We start from the raw sequence: 20,414 nt of genomic DNA on the forward strand, positions 1-20,414 counted from the left end.
AAACAATAATTACGAAAAAACCACGGAGTTGCAAAAAAACTTAATTATTCTAAGTAAATGTTCGCTATAATTGCGACAACTTAGATGTCCACAAGGTATCACTCAAAACAATGTGATACCGGTTCTTGTACTACCCAACACTGCCTACCCAATCAGCGTAGCAGCCGTGCTGGCACCTTTATAACTCCAAAAACTATTCTTGAAGGCCTCGTATGAGCTCGATCAATCTTGCTACTACTATTCACATTTGCGAAGATACTAATGGTACCTTTGACGTACGCGACCTGCTGGCCAGCGCCGGCTACACTGCGAGCACCACGCTGAAAATCAACGCAATGTCGGTAGTATTGCCGGACGGAACGGTCACAACCAAGGATACGGGGCTGATTGGCAAGGTCGACGCCGACACCATTTACGTGCGTCCCGGCCAGTGGGCGGAAAACTACAACGGCAAGTTTGCTACCTTCGAATTCGTGCTGGACCAAGGTGCCGGCGTCTCGAATAACATCACGCTGAGCTTGCAGGTGGTGGTCGATCCCGTCAATGACGCGCCGACCGGTGCCGACAAGACCTTCAACCTCAGCAACGGCAACGCCATCTCGCTGGCGCAATCCGACTTTGGCTTCGTCGACAAGGTCGAGCACGACGCCTTCCAGTCAGTGATCATCACCTCGCTGCCGACCGCCGGCACACTGACGCTGAACGGCGCGGCCGTGGCGATCGGCGCGGAAATCTCCGCTGCCGACATCGCCGCCGGCAAGCTGGCCTTCGAGCCGAGCCAGACTACGTCGGGCAGCTTCGACATCGGCTTCAAAGTGCGCGACGCGGGCGGCCTGGTCGGCTGCGGCGCGGCCGACACCAGCGCCACGCCAAATTACCTGACCTTCAAAGTGCCACAGGCGCACCTGGGCGACTTCGTCTGGGAAGATACCAATGGCAACGGCGTGCAGGACAGCGGCGAAGCGGGCATCGCCGGCGTCACCGTGCAACTGAAGGATGGCGGCGGCCAGGTGGTTGCCACCACCACCACCGATGGTTCGGGCGCCTATCACTTCGACGTTAACGCCGGCACCTATTCGGTCACGGTGCAAGCGCCGGCCGGCTATGTCGCCACCCAGCAGGGCCAGGGCGGCAACGACGCCACCGACAGCGACATCAACGCCGCTGGCAGCACCGCGCCGATCGCGCTGGCGCCGGGCGAAACCAATAACAAGGCCGATGCCGGCCTGTACCGCCCAGTGTCGCTGGGCGACACCGTCTGGTACGACACCAACCGCAACGGCGTGCAGGACAGCGGTGAAGCCGGCGTGGCCGGCGTCAAGGTCACGCTGCTGGACGCCAACGGCAATCCGGTCGCCGGCGCTACCGCCACCACCGACGCCAGCGGGCACTACCAGTTTAGCAACCTGAAACCGGGCGCCTATAGCGTGCAGTTCGACCAGACCACGCTGCCGGCCAACTACCTGCTGACCACCCAAGGCCAGGGCGGCGATGCTACCAAGGATTCCGACGCCGACGTCACCACCGGCAAGACCGCGCAAGTGACGCTGAATTCGGGCGACAGTAACCAGCACCTTGATGCCGGCATCGTCATCAAGCAAGCCACCGTGGGCGACCGCGTGTGGGAAGACACCAATGGCAACGGCGTGCAGGACGCGAACGAGCAGGGCATCGACGGCGTGCAGGTCGCGCTGAAGGACAGCAGCGGCAAAGTCGTCAGCTCCGTTACCACCCACGACGGCGGCCAATACAGCTTTACCGTCGACCCGGGCACCTATTCGGTATCGGTGACCGCACCGGATGGCTACGTCGCCACCGGCGCAGGCAAGGGCGGCGATGCCGCCGCCGACAGCGACATCGACGCCAGCGGCAACACCGCCGCCATCACGCTGACGCCGGGCCAGGTCAAGACCGACGTCGACGCCGGCTTCTACCGTCCAGCCTCGCTGGGCGACAAAGTCTGGCTGGACGCCAACCGCAACGGTGTGCAGGACAGCGGCGAAACCGGCGTGGCCGGCGTCAAGGTCATCCTGCTGGACGCGTCCGGCAACCCGACCGGCATCACCGCCACCACCGACGCCAGCGGTAACTACAGCTTCAACGATCTGAAACCAGGCACTTACAGCGTGCAGTTCGACAAAACCACGTTGCCGGCCAATTATGTGTTCACCAGCGCCGGCCAGGGCGCGGCCGACACCGGCTCGGACGCCGACGTCGTCACCGGCAAGACCGCGCAAGTCACGCTCAATTCTGGTGACCACAACCATGACGTCGATGCCGGCATCGTGGTGGTGCAGGCCACCGTGGGCAACCGCGTGTGGGAAGACAGCAACGGCAACGGCGTGCAGGATGCCGGCGAGCAGGGCATTGATGGCGCCACCGTCTCGCTGAAGGACGCCGGCGGCAACGTGGTCAGCACCGTGGTCACCCACGACGGCGGCCAATACAGCTTTACCGTCGATCCGGGCACGTACACCGTCTCGGTGGCGCCGCCATCGGGCTATGTGTTCACCGGCGCCGGCAAGGGCGGCAATGGCGCGCTGGACAGCGACGTCAACGCCAGCGGCGACGCCAAGGTCACGCTGGCGTCTGGCGACGTCAACAACGATATCGATGCCGGCGTCTACCGTCCGGCCTCGCTGAGCCAGGTGGTCTGGTTCGACGCCGACCGTGATGGCCGTCTGGACAACGGCGAAACCGGCGCCGCCGGCGTCAAGGTCATCCTGCTGGACGCCAACGGTGTTGCCGTGCCGGGCGCCAGCGCGACCACCGATGCCGACGGCCATTACCAGTTCACCAACCTGACCCCGGGCAAGTACAGCGTGCAGTTCGACAAGAGCAGCCTGCCGGCCGGTTACGACTTCACCTCGGCCGCCCAGGGCGGTCCGGGCGGCATCGGTTCGGACGCCGACACCGGCACCGGCAAAACCGCGCAAGTCACGCTGGCCTCGGGCCAGGACTTGACGCTGCGCGCCGGGCTGGTGATTCAGCAAGCAACCGTGGGCGACCGCGTATGGGAAGACACCAACGGCAACGGCGTGCAGGACAGCGGCGAAGCCGGCATCGTCGGCGTCAAGGTGGATCTGAAGGACGAGAGCGGCAACATCGTCAAGACCACCACCACCGGCGCCGACGGCAAGTACAGCTTCACCGTCGATCCGGGCAAGTACACGGTTTCCGTGACCGCGCCAACCGGCATGACCGCCACCGACCAGCACAAGGGCGTAGACGCGGTCGACAGCGACATCAACGCCAACGGCCAGAGCGACGTCATTACGCTGAGCGCAGGCCAGACCAACAACAACGTCGACGCCGGCTTCTACAAAGGCGGGACGCTGGGCGACCGCGTCTGGCTGGACGCCAATAAAAACGGCGTACAGGACAGCGGCGAAGCCGGCGTGGCCAACGTCAAGGTCATCCTGCTTGACGCTTCGGGCAACCCGACCGGCACCACCGCCACCACCGACGCCAACGGCAATTACAGCTTCGCCAACCTGAAGCCGGGCACCTACAGCGTGCAGTTCGACAAGGCCAGTCTGCCGGCCAACTACGTGTTCACTGGCGCCGATCTGGGCGGCAACGACGCCAAGGATTCAGACGCCAACGTCACCACCGGCAAGACCGCGCAAGTGACCCTGACCTCGGGCCAGGTCTACAGCGATCTGGACGCCGGCATCGTCGCCTTGCCAGCCAAGCTGGGCGACTTTGTGTTTGAAGACAAGAACGGCAACGGCGTGCAGGATGCGGGCGAAGCCGGCATCAGCGGCGTCAGTGTGCAGCTGAAAGACAGCACCGGCAAAGTGGTGCAGACCACCACCACCGGCACCGACGGCAAGTACAGCTTTACCGCCGATCCGGGCAGCTACACCGTGTCGGTCACCGCGCCGAAAGACTACTATTTCACCGGCAAGGATGTCGGCGCCGACGACACCATCGACAGCGACTTTAGCAGCACCGGCCAAAGCGCCGCCGTCACGTTGAAAGCGGGCGAAGTCAACACCACCGTTGACGCCGGCCTGTACAAGCTGGGCAGCATCGGCGACCGCGTCTGGCTGGACAGCAACAAGAACGGCCTGCAGGACAGCAGCGAAGCCGGCCTGTGCGGCGTGAAAGTCACGCTGCTCGATGCCGATGGCAAGCAAGTCGGTGCCAGCGTCACCACCGACGCCAACGGCAACTACCAGTTCAGCAACCTGAAACCGGGCAACTACACGGTGGTGTTCGACAAGGCATCGCTGCCGGAAGGCATGACCTTCACCAGCGCCAATATCGGCAGCAACGACGCTATCGATTCCGACGTCAGCGCCGCCGGCGTATCGCACGTAGTCAAGCTGACCTCGGGCCAGATCGACAAGAGTGTCGACGCCGGCGTGCTGGCCGCCGCCACCATCGGCGACCGCGTATGGATCGACAAGAACGCCAACGGCATCCAGGATGACGGCGAAGCCGGCAAGGCCGGCGTCACCGTCGAACTGCGCAACAGCAATGGCGCCGTGGTCAAGACGACCACCACCGACAGCAACGGCAACTACAAGTTCTCGGTGGAGGCGGGCACCTATTCGGTCGACATCAAGGCGCCAAGCGGCTTCCTGATCACCGCCAAGGACCAGGGCAGCAGTGGCGCCACCGATAGCGATGCCGACGCCAGCGGCAACCTGGGTTCGGTTACCGTGACCGCCGGCCAGAGCGTCACCACCTTGGACGCCGGCCTGTATCAAAAAGGCGAAATCGGCGACAAGGTCTGGTATGACACCAATGGCGACGGCATCCAGCAAAGCAACGAGACCGCCGCCAAGGGCGTCAAGGTCACGCTGCTGAATGAAAAAGGCGCAGCCGTCGCCACCGCGACTACCGACGCCAACGGCCTGTATTCGTTCACCGATCTGACGCCGGGCAAGTATTCGGTCAAGTTCACCGCGCCGGACGGCTACGTATTCACCAAGCAAAATCAGGGCAGCAGCACCAGCGCCGATTCGGACGCCGACAGCAACGGCTTGAGCGCGCAGTTCACGCTCAGCTCCGGCCAGGTCGACAAGACCCATGACGCCGGCCTGGTCAAATCGGCCAGCATCGGCGACCGCGTGTGGGAAGACAGCAACTACAACGGCGTGCAGGACAGCGGCGAGAAGGGTGTCGATGGCGTCACCGTCAAGCTGTACGACGCCAGCGGCACGCTGCAAGCCACCACCGTCACCCATGACGGCGGCCAGTACCTGTTCGACGATCTGCAGGCCGGCAACTACAAGGTGGAAGTGGTCAACAGCACCGGCTGGTACTTCACCAAGTCCGGCATCGGCAGCGATGCCAAGGATTCCGACATCACCACCGTCTCGGGCAGCAGCGGCAAGACCGATGTCATCACGCTGGCCACCGGCCAGAACCTCACCACCGAAGATGCCGGCATCTACCGCAAGGCCAGCATCGGCGACAAGGTGTGGCGCGACGCCAACCACAACGGTATTCAGGACACCGGTGAAGAAGGCATCGGCGGCATCAGCGTCTCGCTGTTTGATGCGGCGACCGGCAAGCAGGTCGGCACCACCATCAAGACCGATGCCAGCGGCAACTACAAATTCACCGACCTGAATCCGGGCGATTACTACCTGGCGTTCGACAAGAGCAATGTGAAGGTGTACTTCTCCTCGGACAAGGCCACCTACAACATGAATGACTGGAAGTGGGGCGTGAAGAACGTCGGCACCAATGATGCGATCGATTCGGACGTGGTGGGCGACGCCAAGAACCCGGTCAACACCACCAAGACCGACACCATCACGCTGACTTCGGGCAAGAACGACATGAGCTGGGATGCCAGCATCACGCCGATTGCCATCGACCTCAACGGCGACGGCATCCACACCATCGCCCGCCAGGACATGACCGGCAGCTTCGACCTGCTGGGCACCGGCAAGGCGATCCAGTCGGGCTGGCTGTCGAAAGGCGACGGCTTCCTGGCCATCGACAAGAACGGCAACGGCAAGATCGACGACATCAGCGAACTGTTCGGCGGCGCCAGCAAAGGTTCGGGCTTCGCCAAGCTGGCCACCTACGACAGCAATGGCGACGGCGTGGTCGATGCGAAAGACGCCAACTTCAGCGAACTGCGCATCTGGCAGGACGCCAACAGCGACGGCAAGACCGACGCTGGCGAACTGATGACCCTGGCGCAAGTTGGCGTCACCAGCCTGAAGGTCGCTTACACCGAGCTGCCTTTCCTGGACGCCAATAACAACCTGCACCTGGAACGCAGCAGCGTCACCTTGAGCAACGGCAAGACGGCGGATATGACCGACGTCTACTTCAACGTCGCCGCCAGCGACGCGGCAGCGGCCGGCGTGGTCACGCCGACCATCGCAGATTTGATGCAAGAAAGTAGTCAGGCAGTTCAGTTGGTGGGCCAGTCCCCGGCAGTACACGCTTAATTAATATTATTTTTATAAAGAGAAAAGAAATCATGAACCATCAATTCGCACTGAAAGCCATTGTCTTCGCCGCCACCATGGCCGTGGCCCAAGCCAGCCAGGCCATCAACATCACGGCCAAGTCGACCACCGACTACTTCAACCTGGACTCCAGCATCTTCGGCCAGATGGGCTACACCGTCGAACCATGGAGTGTGGTGAACGGCAGCAGCAGCGTGCTGGCCTTCTGCATCGACCCGTTGACCTGGGGCATTCCATCGGTGACCAACTACAGCGCCAATAGCTATGCGCCCAGCGATCTGGTCCGCAACCTGTATGAAAGCTCGTACAGCAATGTCTTCGTGGCCGGCGTCTACAACAGCGACAAGGCGGCATCGTTCCAGCTGGCGCTGTGGAGCTTGACCAACCTGCCTGGCAGCGTCGTGCTGGCCGAAACCGGCGGCGCTTTCGACAACAACGACGCCATCTCCAAAGACGCCAATACCTGGGTGCAGGCCGCCAAGGACTATAGCTACGGTGGCGTCAGCCATTACAGCTACACCGAATACAAGAGCCTGGACCACAGCTCGCAGACCGTACTGGCCGTCGCCGCCGTACCTGAGCCAGAAACCTGGGCCATGATGCTGCTGGGCGCAGGCATGATCGGCTTCATGGGCCGTCGCAAATCGAAAAAGAGCGAACAATTCGCCGCTTAAGAAGATCTTAAGATCCTCCGCCGCGCCCGCAGTCATGCTGCCTGGCGCGGTTTTTTATGGGTGGAAAGTTCGGTGTTTCACCCATGAAAGTGCGTTTGTATGGCACACTTCGGGCTAATTTCGTGTGATGCCTTCCGGAGCCTATGAGTATTGTGAAGAATCTGCCGTTCGAATGGCTGGTCGGCCTGCGCTACACGCGCGCCGGCAAGCGCAGCGGACGCAATAGTTTTATATCGTTTATCTCGCTGATTTCCATGGCCGGCATTGGCCTGGGCGTGGCCGCGCTGATCGTGGTGCTGTCGGTGATGAACGGCTTTCAGAAGGAAGTGACGGACCGCATGCTGTCGGTGCTGGCCCACGTGGAAATCTTCGACAACAGCGGCGCCATGCCGAACTGGCAGCAGGAGGCCGCCGACGCCCGCAAGAATCCGGAAGTGATCGGCAGCGCGCCGTTTGCCGAAACCCAGGGCATGCTGGTGCGCGACGACGTGCTGCGGCCGGCCATCGTGCGCGGCGTGCTGCCGGACCAGGAACCGCAAGTCTCCGACGTCGCCCGGCAAACCAAGCGCGGTAGTTTCAACGCGCTGCAACCGGGCGCTTACAATATCGTGCTGGGCATCGAGCTGGCGCGCGCGCTGCGCGTCAACCTGGGTGAGAAGGTGACCCTGGCACTGGCCCAGGGCCAGCCGACACCGGCCGGTGTGCTGCCGCGTTTGCGCTCGTTCACCGTGGTCGGCATCTTTGAAGCAGGGCACAACGAGTTCGATTCGTCGCTGGCCTTCGTCCACCTGACTGATGCCGAAAAACTGCTGCGGATCGACGCCCCGGCTGGCCTGCGCCTGCGCCTGAAAGACATGAACCGCGCGCCGCAAGTGGCCAAAGAGCTGAAGGCTTCGATGCCGGGCGACCTGTTCGTGCGCGACTGGTCCAAGCTCAACGCCAACTGGTTCGCCGCCGTGCAGACCGAGAAGCGCATGATGTTCATCATCCTGACGCTGATCATCGCGGTGGCCGCCTTCAATCTGGTGTCGACGCTGGTGATGACCGTGACCGACAAGCAGGCCGACATCGCCATCCTGCGCACGCTTGGCGCGTCGCCGCCGTCGATCATGAAGATCTTCATGATCCAGGGCGCGCTGGTCGGCATCCTCGGCACCGCGCTGGGCGTGGCCGGCGGCGTGCTGGTGGCGCTGAATATCGATGTGATCGTACCGTTTATTGAACATTTATTGGGAGTGCAGTTCTTGTCCAAGGATATCTACTACATCAGCACCGTGCCGTCGGACCTGCGCTGGCCGGACGTCTTCAAGATCGGCGGCGTGGCCGTGATCCTGGCGTTTGTCGCCACGCTGTATCCAAGCTGGTGGGCCGCCCGCGTCAAACCTGCGGAGGCACTGCGCTATGAGTGAACCAGTCGTCCTGTCCTGCCGCAATCTTGGCAAGACCTTTACCCAGGGCTCGTATTCGGTGAAAGTGCTGGCCGGGATCGATCTTGATGTGCGGCGCGGCGAACGCGTGGCCATCGTCGGCGCCTCCGGCTCCGGCAAATCGACGCTGCTGCATCTGCTGGGCGGCCTCGATACGCCGACCCAGGGAAGCGTTACCTTGCAAGGCAAGGACTTCGCCAGTCTGAGTGAGACCGCGCGCGGCGACCTGCGGAATAAATCGCTGGGCTTCGTCTACCAGTTCCACCACCTGCTGCCGGAATTCAGCGCGCTGGATAACGTCGCCATGCCGCTGCTGATCCGTCGCCTCAAGCGCGACGAGTCGAGGTCGGCGGCGCAGCAGATCCTGGAGCGCGTCAACCTGGGCAAGCGCGTGACCCACGTGCCGGGCGAATTGTCCGGCGGTGAACGTCAGCGCGTGGCGCTGGCGCGCGCGCTGGTCACCCAACCGGCCTGCGTGCTGGCCGACGAACCGACCGGCAACCTCGATCACGGCACCGCGCAGCAGATTTTCGATCTGATGCTGGAGTTGTCGCGTACCCTGGGCACCGCGTTCGTCATCGTCACCCACGATATCGAACTGGCACGCCGCTGCGACCGCGTGCTGCGCATGACCGACCAGGGATTGCAGGCCGACGAGGTATAACGCCATGTGGATCGACACCCATTGCCATTTGGACGCGCACGAATTCGGCGACGAATCGGCGGCGCAGGCCGCGCTGGCCAAAGCGCAGGGTGTGGGCATGATCGTCATTCCGGCGGTGGAAACGGCCAACTTTTCCATCGTCGCAGGCCTCGCGGCCAGCGTGGACAACGCCTGCTATGCGCTGGGCATCCATCCGATTTACGTGCCGAATGCCAAAGAGGACGACCTGCGCGTGCTGCGCGAACTGGTCGCCGCCGCCATGGCCGACCCGCGCTTCGTGGCGCTCGGCGAGATCGGTCTGGACTTCTTCATTCCCATGCTGACCGAACCGGCCATGCGCGAGAAGCAGATTTTCTTCTTCCGCGAACAGCTCAAAATCGCCCGCGAATTCGGACTGCCGGTGCTGATGCATGTGCGCCGCTCGCAGGACGTGATCCTCAAGCACGTGCGGCAGATTCCGCCGGCGGGCGGCATCGCCCATGCCTTCAACGGCAGCGACCAGCAGGCCAAGATGTATATCGACCTGGGATTTAAACTCGGCTTCGGCGGCGCCATGACTTTCACGCGCGCCTTGCAGATCCGCCGCATGGCTGCGGAACTGCCGCTTGACGCCATCGTGCTGGAAACCGACGCGCCGGACATCTCTCCCTCATGGGTGCATCCGGGCCGCAACAGCCCGGACCAGATTCCGCGCATCGGCGCCGTCCTGGCCGAACTGCGCGGCCTATCGGAACAGCAGGTGGCGCACGCCACCACGGCCAACGCCCGTGCCGCGCTGCCGCGCATGGCACTATAATGTTGCCATAAGTTTATTTCTGTGTTTTGTGAAAGTTGGATAGATTTGACATTTGCACGACAGTGCATAATTCAAAACTTAACATATCACCAACACGGAGAAACTATTTTGAAAAACCACGTCCGCTATTACAGCCTTGCAGCCTTGCTGATCCTCCCGGCCCTGAGCTTTGCGGAACCGAGCGAAGTCTCCGTGCGCGCCATTGATGTCCCCAAATGCAATGCGCCTGCCGCCAAGGTCGTGTTCACGGAATTCAAATGCAAATCCGCCGATTGCTCGTCGGGCGCGGGGCAGCAGGACCTATGGCAATACCGCTGGTGGGAGCGCAGCGGCAACGTGTCGCAGCCGAGTTATACCGGTGTGGGCACCGGCATGACCGAGATGCTGGCCACGGCCTTGACTCAGACCGGTACCATTGCCACCAAAAACATCACCGAGCGGATCGCCGTCAAGGCGCCCGACGTTAGCGTCAAGTAAGCCGTGGCAATGCAATTATTCCGATGGCTGGCGATGCTGGCGCCGCTCGCCGCCTTGTGTGGCTGCGCCTACCCGAGTTTTAATCGGGATGCCTTCGACGTAAAAATCCGGACGGTGACGCTGGATCCACGCTTTCCGCAATTGAGGGCGTATCAGGAGTGCGTGGTCGAATGTGCTGGTTGCTCCAGGACGTGTGAGGCAAGCGTGCCCGAAGACTATACGTTCGCCCACTTCGACGAGGCTTCCAGCGAGCCGTCGCCGATTATCACTGCCTCGGTGTACGGCACCGACAGGCGCAGCTTCTCAGGGGTTGCGAAGCTGATTCCTTCTTACAGTTTCAACCCGGACGCGCGGGTACTGGATACGGTCGCGGAGGATAATTATTCTAGCGGTTACCATCAGCACATCGCTTTTTATCGGAATGTAGGACCCCACCGCGCAATGCCCCGGCTTGCGCGTATCGGATGTGCTGGAAAATGTGAGTGGGATTCCGGCCGAGCTGGCAACGCATGCCTACCGCGTCTACGAAGTGGATTTTGCCAAGGTTACCAAAAGATCGGTCACTGCCGATCGGCTAACAGAGCCGCTGTGCACGGCTACTTCCTGTTCCGGCCCGGCGGGCAAAGTGACGATTCTACAACTGGATCCCCTGCCTGATATTTCAATGAAGACCCAGGCGCAACAGTTCAATTGCCGTGTCCGCACCTCATCCACCGATTGGCACATTTACAGTGGTATGGCGGCAACGTCACGCGGTGACATCTCGTACTCCAGACGTTGTCAGCCGCAGTAGGAGATATCCAAACCAATATCGGACGGCGAAAAAAAACGATTGGATCGTGTGTTGCGATCTCCATAAGATGAATTGAGCGGTGTTAAAGCTGCATCAAAAAAATACAACTAAGGGAGACAACATGCACCACCAATCCATCCGCAGCGCGGCGGCCGCCGCACATCCATGCCACCTGAAACTGTCCGTCGTCGCGCTGCTGGGCGCCGGCCTGCTCAGCAGCGCCTCGGTGTGGGCCCAGGCAGCCGTCGAAAAGACGGAGTCCACTGACGGCGAGACCACCGTGGTCGTCACCGGCGTCAAGGCGTCGCTGATCAAGAGCCTGGCCATCAAGCGCACCAACGATCAGGTGGTGGAATCGGTGGTTGCCGAGGACATCGGCAAGCTGCCAGACAACAATGTGGTAGAAGCGCTACAGCGCGTGACGGGTGTGCAGGTCACCAATCGCGCCGGCGGCGAAGTCGGCACCTTGTCGATTCGTGGTCTGCCCGACGTTCAGACTACGTGGAACGGCCGGACTATTTTCACCGCGTCCGGCACGCAGGTCGCACTGCAGGACATTCCTTCGACCCTGGTGCGTCAGATTGATGTCTATAAAACGCGCGACGCCAGCCAGCTGGAGACCGGGATTGCCGGCCAGGTTGACGTCAAGTCGCTGCGGCCGTTCGATTTCAAGGAAGCGAAAGTGTCGATCTCGGCGCGCGAAACCTACCTCGATCCGGCGAAGAAGGCCAACCCGCAACTCAGCGCCATGTTCAGCAACCGCTGGGAAACCGGCATTGGCGAAGTCGGCGCGCTGGTCAATCTGTCGGCCAGCCAGACGAAGTACCGCAATGAAAGCGTGACGCCGGGCGCCATGGTGCCGTTCACCAGCCCCAATGCCGCCGAAGTTCCGCCAGGTTACACGCCGCTGCAACGCATCACCGACACCAGTATCTGGACGCCCGGCACCCACACCGGCTTGCCGACGGCAGCTGGCTCGACGCTGGATTTCAACGGCAAAGCTTATCCATACTACCTGTCGCGTGACGCCGTGTTCCAGAGCGACGTGCAGGGCAAGCGTGAGCGTCCTGCCGCCAATCTCGCGTTGCAGTGGAAGCCGAATAGCGATGCGGTCTACACTTTCGAATCGATGTACAACGGTTATCGCGACAAGTCCTTCAACCAGTTGCTGTTCAGCTTCGTGGACTGGTGGGGGGATCTCGGCAGCAACCCTGCGAGCACGATTACGACCTTCCCGGGAACCAATATCATCAAGAGCCGTACCGTCAATAACGTTTATGGCTTCAACAGCGGCGACTACACCACGTCGGCAACCGATTCCTACGTTTATGCCCTGAACGGCAAATGGAACGTCGGCGACCGCCTGAAGCTGGATGGTGACCTGTCGTACCAGACGAGTACCTACCATTCTGAATTTACCGCCACCCGGATTGACCGCGTCGCACCTTCCATCAATGTCGACTTCAATGCCGGCGGCGGCAACACGGCGTTTGGTTTTAACAACAACAACGCCGACCTGACCGACCCGAGCAAGTGGAATGTCGCGCAGTTTTACGATAACGCCAACCGCAACAAGGGCAGCGCCGCGACCGCCAATCTGACGGGTATCTACGAGGCCGACTGGGGGCCGCTGGAGACGATCCACTTCGGCGCGCGCTTCGACGACCGCAAGGCGTCGGAGGCGAACCGGACCCAATCGGGCACACTGAACCGCAGCCTGGCCTCGCTGGGGCCGCAGTATGTCTCCACCAACTCGAACTTCGGCACGGACATCTCGGACGTTCCGCGCTCATGGATCGAGCCGAATGCCTACTACATCCGCGACCACATCGACGACTGGCGCAAGCTGTTTAGCTCGACCGATCCGAACTTCCTGACCACCGACCAACTGCGCCTGCAGAAGACCTTCGAGGTGGAAGAAAAGACGGCCAACCTGTTCTTGATGGGGAATACTCAGAACGAACTGTTCGGCCATCGCCTGCGCGGTAATTTCGGCCTGCGCTACGTCAAGGTGGATACCGACATGACCTTCTACAAGGTCGATGCCACCACCAAGGCGGTCACGCCGTCCAGTGCCAGCAAGTCGACCAGCAAGGTATTGCCGAGCATGACGCTGATTTACGACCCATCGAAGGACGTTGTAATGCGCTTCAACTACGGCGAAACCCTGCGCCGCCCGAACTTCGGTGACCTGAACCCAGTGCTGCAATTGGGTGACGACGTGTCGAAGGTGGGTTACGGCTCGGGCAGCGGCGGCAATCCGGACCTGAAACCGACCCGCTCCAAGAATCTGGATCTGACGGCCGAGTGGTATTTCCAGAAAGACAGCGCACTCTATGGCACTGCGTTCAAGCGCAAGATCGACGGTCTGGTGGTGGGCTTGCGCCGCAAGGTGCACGTCGACCCGGCGAATGACCCGTTCCGCAACTCGACCTCGGGCGGCGACCATACGAATGGCTACGATTACGTCATCAACTCGCCGGTCAACGCCTCCGACGGCACGATCAGTGGCGCCGAACTGGGCTTGATCTACTTCCCGAAAGGTCTGCCGAGCCTGCTGGATGGTCTGGGATTCCAGGGCAGCTATACGCGACTCACCTCGTCGCAGAACGTGCCTGATGCCAATGATGCCGGCGAGATCATCGCCCAGCTCAAGACACCGTTCTTCGGCGTGTCCAACAGCTCGTACAACGCCACGCTGGCGTATGAAAAAGGCCCGGTCAGCGCGCGCTTGTCCTATGTCTGGCGCTCCGGCTTCCTGGCCAGTAACGAAGCGGCGTTGTTTGCCAATCCGATCGGCATCTGGCGTCATCCGGAAAAGAGCGTGGACATGCAAGTGTCGTACAAAATCAACGACAACATGTCGGTTGATATCAGTGGCGTCAACCTGACCAACGAAATGCAGCAGCAGTACTACCACTTCGGCAGTGCGGGTAACGCGCAGCTGACCAATTTCGGCACGCTTCAGATCGGACGCTCGGTCTCGGTTGGCTTGCGCTGGAAGATGTAAAGCTGCGGTAGTCTGATCCGCATCAAATGGCGGCGGCGCATGAGTGTGCCGCCCTTTTTATTTGCGTAGTATCGCTGCAGGGAGGCGGTGCTATGCGGATGGCGTTGACAGGTTTCGCGATCGGGACAGCGTGCTTGCAGGTGCAGGCGGTGTTGCCGTCGCTGCAGGCGCTGGCCTTGGCGGGCGGCGCGCTGCTTATGCTGCTAGCGCTGCTGGTGGTGCGGCGCCGTGGCGCGCGCCGTGTGCCGGTTGTGGTGCGCGCGCTTGCGGCGCTGGCTACAGGTTGTGTGGTGGGATTCGGCTGGGCCGCGTGGCTGGCGCATCAGGCGTTGGCGCCGGAGTTGGCGCTGGCCGATGAGGGGCGCGATGTGCGCATCGTTGGCACGGTGGATAATTTGCCGTACAAGTTTTCACAGGGCGTGCGGTTTAATTTTGCGGTGGAGCGCGCGGATGTCGAGGTGCCGCCGAAGATCGCATTATCGTGGTATTTGGGCTATCGCGATCAGGTGACCGAGGTGCCGGACATTCAGCCGGGTGAACGCTGGCAATTGACGGTTCGCCTGCAACGGCCGCACGGTAACGCCAATCCCTATAATTTTGATTACGAAGCGTGGCTGCTGGAGCAGGGCGTGCGCGCCACCGGCTATGTGCGCGTCGCGCGCGACAATCAGCGACTGGACAGCTTCGTCTTCAGTGCCAGCAATCTGATTGAGCATAGCCGCGCTGTGCTGCGCCAGCGCATCCTCGATGCGCTACCCGGTAAGCCATATGCCGGCGTGATCGTCGCGCTGGTGGTGGGTGATCAGCGCGGCATCGATCAAGCGGACTGGCAGGTTTTTAACCGCACCGGCATCGGCCATTTGATTTCCATCTCCGGTTTGCACATCACCATGGTGGCGGGGCTGTTTGCGCTGGCGGCATTTTCCTTGTGGCGCTGGTCCTTCTTCACGCGCGCGCAGTTGCCCTTGTTGCTGCCAGCCCAGAAGGTGGCGGCGCTGGTTGGCGCGGCGGTGGCGCTGCTGTATGTGCTGCTGGCTGGTTTCGGCGTCCCGGCCCAGCGTACGCTGTACATGCTGATGGTGGTTGCGGCGGCGCTGTGGTTCAATCGTCTGACCAGCGTCTCGCACGTGCTGTGCACCGCGCTTGGCGTAGTGCTGGTGATCGATCCGTGGGCGGTATTGTGGCCGGGATTCTGGTTGTCATTCAGCGCCGTGGCCGTCATCCTGTACGCGACGGTGGGACGCACCGTGCCCATAACGCGTGCGCCTCCGGCCGGACGCGATCCAGCCGCGCCGCATGTGCCGGTCCCGCCGACATACCGTGAACGCTTCTTGCTCGCGCTTCGCGTTGGCGCTCACACGCAATACGCGGTCACCCTCGGACTGGTGCCGTTGACGATGCTGCTGTTCGGCCAGGTGTCGGTGGTGAGCCCGCTGGCGAACGCGGTCGCCATTCCGTTGATCAGCCTGGTCGTCACGCCGCTTGCGCTAATCGGCAGCATGTTGCCTGCGGTGTTGGCCACGCCGGTGCTCACGCTCGCGCACTGGCTGGTGGAGTTGTTGGCGCAATGCCTGCAATGGTTCAGCGCCATGCGCTACGCCGTGTGGAGCGCGCCGCAGCCGCCGTTCTGGCTATTCTGCTGGGCGATGTTCGGCACCATCTGGCTACTCGCACCGCGCGGCTGGCCGGTGCGCTGGCTTGGGCTGGCGACGTGGATTCCGCTGCTGGCCGCAGAACCCACGCATCCCGCGCCGGGCCGCATGACGGTTACGGCGTTCGATGTGGGGCAGGGCATGGCGTTGTTGATCGAAACTAGTGGCCATCGGCTGCTGTACGATACCGGCCCGGCCTACAGTCCCGAATCCAACGCCGGTAATCGCGTCATCGTGCCGTATCTGCGGGCGCGCGGCATCAACGCGCTGGATGGCATGATTGTTTCGCACAGCGATGCAGATCATTCCGGCGGCGCGCTGTCGGTGCTGGAGGGCGTGCGTACCGGCTGGGTGCTGTCGTCGCTGTCGCCGCAGCACGCCATCGCACAGGCGGCGCGCCAGCACCTCCATTGTGCCGCCGGCCAGCGCTGGCGATGGGATGGCGTCGATTTCGAAATCCTGCATCCCCAGGCCGGCAGCTACGCCAGCCATGCCCTCAAAGCCAACGCGCGCAGCTGCACGTTGAAGTTGACTGCGGGCGGCAAATCGGTCCTTTTGGCCGGCGATATCGAAGCCGATCAGGAAGCACAGTTATTGGAGCATGACGCCGGCCGCTTGCCGGCCGACGTGCTGATTGCGCCGCACCATGGCAGCGGCACCTCGTCGACCTACGCGTTTCTGCAAGCGGTCAAACCGCAGCTGGCGCTATTTTTGGTTGGCTATCGCAACCGCTACCGGCATCCCAAGCAGGAGGTGGTGGATCGCTACCGCCAACTGGGCATCGCTTGCCTGCGCACCGATCAATCAGGCGCCATCACGCTGGAATTCGGCGACAGTATCACCACGTCGGCATACCGGCGCGACACCGCGCGTTACTGGCGCTAATACCGCTTCCACGAGGTCAATGCCGGACAGCCGATGCTGAGCGCACCATTGCTCTTGCCTGACGGCGACGTGACCGGCCCTGTCATCCAACACTGGGTCTGTCCCTTGATCGTCTCGGTGTAATACACAATCCCTTCCGGACTTTCGTAATAGCCGCGCCAGTCGTTCGGATTGGCGCCGACATAGCCGCGCTCCATCGCCTGCGACAGATGGCCGTAGCGGCTGTCCGGCTTCCCCTCCGGCACGACCGGCGCCTTGCCCCGGATCTCCTTATCGATCTGCGGCAGACTTTTTTTGGCCGCGTCGATGTCCAGCACCGCCAGCAAAGCCAGGATTGCTTGAATTTTCTTCATATCAAAATAATGTTAACAGAAGATTCACTTGTGGCATATTAGAGCGTTTCCCCCAGTCTCCGGCCAGCGTCCACATTACAATGCAGTAAAAATAACCATACGGAGACCGCTTGTGACCAAGCCCAAGCTGCATTTCGCCCACGCCAACAGTTATCCGGCGGGCGTGTACCGACAATACTTCGCGCTACTGTCCCAGTATTTCGACATCCAGTCGCTCGACATGCACGCGCACAATCCGCAGTACCCCGTCACTGACGGCTGGCCACGCCTGGTCGACGAATACATTCACGAACTGACCACCCGCTACAACGAACCGGTGATCCTGGTCGGCCATTCCTTGGGCGGCATGCTGAGCATGATGGTGGCGCACAAGCGTCCCGACCTGGTGCGCTGCGTGGTAATGCTGGATGCGCCGGTGGTCGGCGGCTGGCGCGCCTTCGCCTGGCACGTGATCAAGCGGCTGGGCCGGGCTTACACGATGCCGCCCGCCAAATTCTCCATCCGCCGCCGCAACGTCTGGCCCGATGTCGGCGCCGCTTACCAGCACTTTGCCGCCAAGGACTTGTTTGCCGCCTGGGCGCCCGGCGTGCTGGCCGACTACATGGACAGCGGCCTCAAGCCGCACGAGGAGGGCGTGCAACTCCGCTTCACGCGCGAGAACGAAACCGCCGTTTACGCCACGCTGCCGCACCATTTGCCGCGGCTGCTGCGTAAGGGCTATCCGGTGCCGATCGGCTTCATCGGTGGCGACAACTCCTGGGAAACCAGCCAGTCCGGCCACCAGCATACCAAGGCGCTGGTCGGCAGCCATTTCCGCATCGTGCCCGGCGGCCACCTGTTCCCGATGGAGAACCCGGCCGCCGCCGCTGAGGCCACCCGGGAAATGATCGACGACCTGCTATCCGGGCAATCTGGTAAAAAAGTTCTTAAAAAGGCGGCGGTAGCGTAAAATCTCGGGCATTGTAAAACTTGAAGGATGGCATTGCGATGACGATTAAAAGCGATAAATGGATACGCCGGATGGCGGAAGAACACGGCATGATCGAACCGTTCTTCCCGGATCAGGTCCGCCAGGAAGAAGGCCGCAAGGTAATTTCGTACGGCACTTCGTCGTACGGCTACGACATTCGCTGCGCCGATGAATTCAAGATCTTCACCAACATCAACAGCACCATCGTCGATCCGAAGAACTTCGATTCCAATTCCTTCGTGGACGTCAAAAGCGACGTCTGCATCATCCCGCCGAATTCGTTTGCGCTGGCCCGCACCATGGAATACTTCCGCATTCCACGCAGCGTTCTGACCGTGTGCCTGGGCAAATCGACCTACGCCCGTTGCGGCATCATCGTCAACGTGACGCCGTTCGAGCCGGAATGGGAAGGTTATGTGACGCTGGAGTTCTCCAACACCACGCCGCTGCCGGCCAAGATCTACGCCGGCGAAGGCTGCGCACAGGTGCTGTTCTTTGAAAGCGATGAAGTCTGCGACGTATCCTACAAGGATCGCAACGGCAAGTACCAGGGCCAGCGTGGCGTGACCCTGCCAAAAGCATAAAGATAACGCGGGCCACGGCCCGCGTTTTTATTTCTTCACCGGCAAAACCATCTCGACGCACAGGCCGCCGCCGGCGCGGTTGCTGGCTTTGATGCTGCCGCCGTGCGCCTGGATCACATGCTGGGCGATCGCCAGTCCCAGGCCATGACCTTCGGTGCTGGCGTTACTGGAGCGGAAGAACGGCTGGAAGATGGTGTCCAGATCGGCCGGCGATACGCCCGGTCCGCGATCCAGCACCCGTATCACCAGCTGGCGCGTGTCGGCCAGTGCGCGCACCTGCAACTGCACCTCACCGCCATCCGGGCTGTGTTTGATGGCGTTGCGCACTACGTTTTCGATGGCGCGGCCCAGCAGGTCGGGCTGGCCCATCACCTGCACATCCGCTTCGCCGTCCTGCACCACGCTGCGTTGCTGGCTGGCCGCTTCGTAGCGGGCGTCGTCGGCGATCTGGTCGAGCAGGTCGGCCATGCTGATTTCTTCCTGCGATGCTTTGATGGCGCCGGCTTCCAGACGCGCCAGCGTCAGCAGTTCACCAACCAGTTTATCCATGCGAACGCTTTCGCGTTCGATGCGTTCCATCGACGCGCTCAATTTCTCCGGCTGCTGGTGCGCCAGGCCAATCGCGGCCTGCAGGCGCGCCAGCGGCGAGCGCAGTTCGTGCGAGACGTCGTGCAGCAGGCGGGTCTGGCCGTCCATCAGGCTGCGCAAGCGCGCCGTCATGCGGTCGAAGTCGCGGCCCAGATCGTTGAGTTCATTGCCGCTCTTGCCGCCGTTTTCGTTGGCGAAGCGCGGTGACAGGTCGCCGTTGGCGGCGGCGTCAAACGCTTGTCGCAAGGCGCGGATCGGGCGCGAGAAGTACCACGCCAGCAGCACCGAGAACAACAGGCTGGCCAAAATGGCGGCGGCAATCGGCACCCATGGGCCGAGTGGCTGGAAGCGCGGACCCCATTGACGGTCGCCGCCTATGTCGCCCTGCATGCCGGGGCCGGGGCCGCCTAAGCCTGGCTGGCCATCGCCCGGCATGGGGCCGCGGCTACGGCCATCGCCAGCCTGGGCGCCGTCCAGCGCCGGCATGGTTCCGCTTGGGCCGGGTGCGCCGGCAGGGCGGTTGGCGTCAGCTGCGCCACCAAAGCCCGGCGGCGGACGGTTGCCACGGTCTTCAAAACGATCGCGGCGGTCATCGCCGCCTTGCAGCACCGAGGCCGCCTTCATGGCCATTTGCGCGCCGCCGCCCAAGCCGGCCAGCAGCGGACGGTTGTCGCCCTCCATGCCGTGCAGGCGCTCGCCGGATGGCAGGAACAGCATGTAGCGTTTGCCGTCGTCGCCGGTCACCTGGCGCACCACGCGGCGCTTGCCGTCTTCCTTCAGGCGCACGCGGGTTTCCTGCAAGGTCTTGGGATTGACGATGCGGCCCAGCAGCTCGTGTTCCTGCTCGTCCACCGCGTAGACGCGATGGCGGTCCATGTTTTCCAGCATCCGCTGCAGCGCCTTGACGCCGCCGAATTCCAGCGTGGCGGCGGCCGCGTTGATCGCCATCTCGGCGGGCGGGCTGGTGTCCAGGTTGACCAACGGATTGGTCTGCTGATTGCGGTTCTTCAGCCAGATGGCGCCGCCGATGCCGACCGTGGCGGCAAACTGCGCCAGCAAGATGCACAGGAAGAATTTCCAGAACAAACGACCCAAGTC

At 62.1% G+C, this 20,414-nt stretch carries 12 protein-coding genes; 10 read left to right on the top strand and 2 right to left on the bottom strand.

Annotated elements, in window-relative coordinates:
* Window positions 1–212: 212 nt before the first annotated feature.
* The 8 genes from HH213_RS24480 (at window position 213) to HH213_RS24515 (ending at window position 16,821) form a co-directional block, all read left to right on the top strand.
* Window positions 213–6,422, top strand: a complete 6,210-nt coding sequence (locus HH213_RS24480) for an SdrD B-like domain-containing protein (RefSeq protein ID WP_169113977.1) — start codon at window positions 213–215, stop codon at window positions 6,420–6,422.
* A 32-nt stretch (window positions 6,423–6,454) separates the two neighbouring features.
* Complete coding sequence (locus tag HH213_RS24485; protein ID WP_169113978.1) at window positions 6,455–7,117, top strand: PEPxxWA-CTERM sorting domain-containing protein; 663 nt, start codon at window positions 6,455–6,457, stop codon at window positions 7,115–7,117.
* A 143-nt stretch (window positions 7,118–7,260) separates the two neighbouring features.
* Window positions 7,261–8,526 carry a lipoprotein-releasing ABC transporter permease subunit gene (locus tag HH213_RS24490; protein WP_169113979.1) on the top strand — a complete coding sequence of 422 codons (1,266 nt, stop codon included), beginning with the start codon at window positions 7,261–7,263 and terminating at the stop codon, window positions 8,524–8,526.
* A complete protein-coding gene (gene lolD / locus HH213_RS24495) occupies window positions 8,519–9,208 on the top strand; it encodes a lipoprotein-releasing ABC transporter ATP-binding protein LolD (RefSeq protein ID WP_110847688.1) in 690 nt (229 codons plus the stop codon). The genes HH213_RS24490 and lolD overlap by 8 nt, the downstream gene beginning before the upstream one ends.
* Window positions 9,209–9,212: 4 nt before the next feature.
* Window positions 9,213–10,004 carry a TatD family hydrolase gene (locus tag HH213_RS24500; RefSeq protein WP_169113980.1) on the top strand — a complete coding sequence of 264 codons (792 nt, stop codon included), beginning with the start codon at window positions 9,213–9,215 and terminating at the stop codon, window positions 10,002–10,004.
* Between the two features lie 108 nt (window positions 10,005–10,112).
* A complete protein-coding gene (locus HH213_RS24505) occupies window positions 10,113–10,481 on the top strand; it encodes a hypothetical protein (protein ID WP_229263140.1) in 369 nt (122 codons plus the stop codon).
* A 914-nt stretch (window positions 10,482–11,395) separates the two neighbouring features.
* On the top strand, window positions 11,396–14,284 hold the full coding sequence (locus tag HH213_RS24510) for a TonB-dependent receptor (RefSeq protein WP_169113981.1): 2,889 nt from the start codon (window positions 11,396–11,398) through the stop codon (window positions 14,282–14,284).
* A 92-nt stretch (window positions 14,285–14,376) separates the two neighbouring features.
* On the top strand, window positions 14,377–16,821 hold the full coding sequence (locus tag HH213_RS24515) for a DNA internalization-related competence protein ComEC/Rec2 (RefSeq protein WP_169113982.1): 2,445 nt from the start codon (window positions 14,377–14,379) through the stop codon (window positions 16,819–16,821).
* On the opposite strand, the gene HH213_RS24520 is transcribed toward HH213_RS24515, so the two are convergent.
* Window positions 16,818–17,174, bottom strand: a complete 357-nt coding sequence (locus HH213_RS24520) for a hypothetical protein (protein ID WP_169113983.1) — start codon at window positions 17,172–17,174, stop codon at window positions 16,818–16,820. The two genes, HH213_RS24515 and HH213_RS24520, sit on opposite strands and share 4 nt — an antisense overlap.
* A 112-nt stretch (window positions 17,175–17,286) precedes the next feature.
* On the opposite strand from HH213_RS24520, the gene HH213_RS24525 reads away from it, so the two are divergent.
* Together HH213_RS24525 and dcd are read left to right on the top strand one after the other, a co-directional pair.
* Window positions 17,287–18,123, top strand: coding sequence for an alpha/beta fold hydrolase (locus HH213_RS24525; protein ID WP_169113984.1), 837 nt, complete (start codon window positions 17,287–17,289; stop codon window positions 18,121–18,123).
* A gap of 38 nt (window positions 18,124–18,161) precedes the next feature.
* Window positions 18,162–18,728 (top strand): dCTP deaminase, encoded by a 567-nt coding sequence (gene dcd, locus HH213_RS24530; RefSeq protein WP_110847696.1) that lies wholly within the window; start codon window positions 18,162–18,164, stop codon window positions 18,726–18,728.
* A gap of 27 nt (window positions 18,729–18,755) precedes the next feature.
* Here the strand turns inward: dcd and HH213_RS24535 are convergent, their stop codons facing one another.
* Window positions 18,756–20,411: a sensor histidine kinase gene (locus tag HH213_RS24535; protein WP_169113985.1), complete on the bottom strand. Its 1,656-nt coding sequence runs from the start codon at window positions 20,409–20,411 to the stop codon at window positions 18,756–18,758.
* Between the last annotated feature and the right edge of the window lie 3 nt (window positions 20,412–20,414).

The organism is Duganella dendranthematis, from assembly GCF_012849375.1.
Lineage (GTDB): Bacteria > Pseudomonadota > Gammaproteobacteria > Burkholderiales > Burkholderiaceae_D > Rugamonas > Rugamonas dendranthematis.

Excerpts from the sequence above, each read along its gene's own strand:
- HH213_RS24480 (WP_169113977.1), top strand. The coding sequence starts at position 213 with ATGAGCTCGATCAATCTTGCTACTACTATTCACATTTGCGAAGATACT.
- HH213_RS24485 (WP_169113978.1), top strand. The coding sequence starts at position 6,455 with ATGAACCATCAATTCGCACTGAAAGCCATTGTCTTCGCCGCCACCATG.
- HH213_RS24490 (WP_169113979.1), top strand. The coding sequence starts at position 7,261 with ATGAGTATTGTGAAGAATCTGCCGTTCGAATGGCTGGTCGGCCTGCGC.
- lolD (WP_110847688.1), top strand. The coding sequence starts at position 8,519 with ATGAGTGAACCAGTCGTCCTGTCCTGCCGCAATCTTGGCAAGACCTTT.
- HH213_RS24500 (WP_169113980.1), top strand. The coding sequence starts at position 9,213 with ATGTGGATCGACACCCATTGCCATTTGGACGCGCACGAATTCGGCGAC.
- HH213_RS24510 (WP_169113981.1), top strand. The coding sequence starts at position 11,396 with ATGCACCACCAATCCATCCGCAGCGCGGCGGCCGCCGCACATCCATGC.
- HH213_RS24515 (WP_169113982.1), top strand. The coding sequence starts at position 14,377 with ATGCGGATGGCGTTGACAGGTTTCGCGATCGGGACAGCGTGCTTGCAG.
- HH213_RS24520 (WP_169113983.1), bottom strand. The coding sequence starts at position 17,174 with ATGAAGAAAATTCAAGCAATCCTGGCTTTGCTGGCGGTGCTGGACATC.
- dcd (WP_110847696.1), top strand. The coding sequence starts at position 18,162 with ATGACGATTAAAAGCGATAAATGGATACGCCGGATGGCGGAAGAACAC.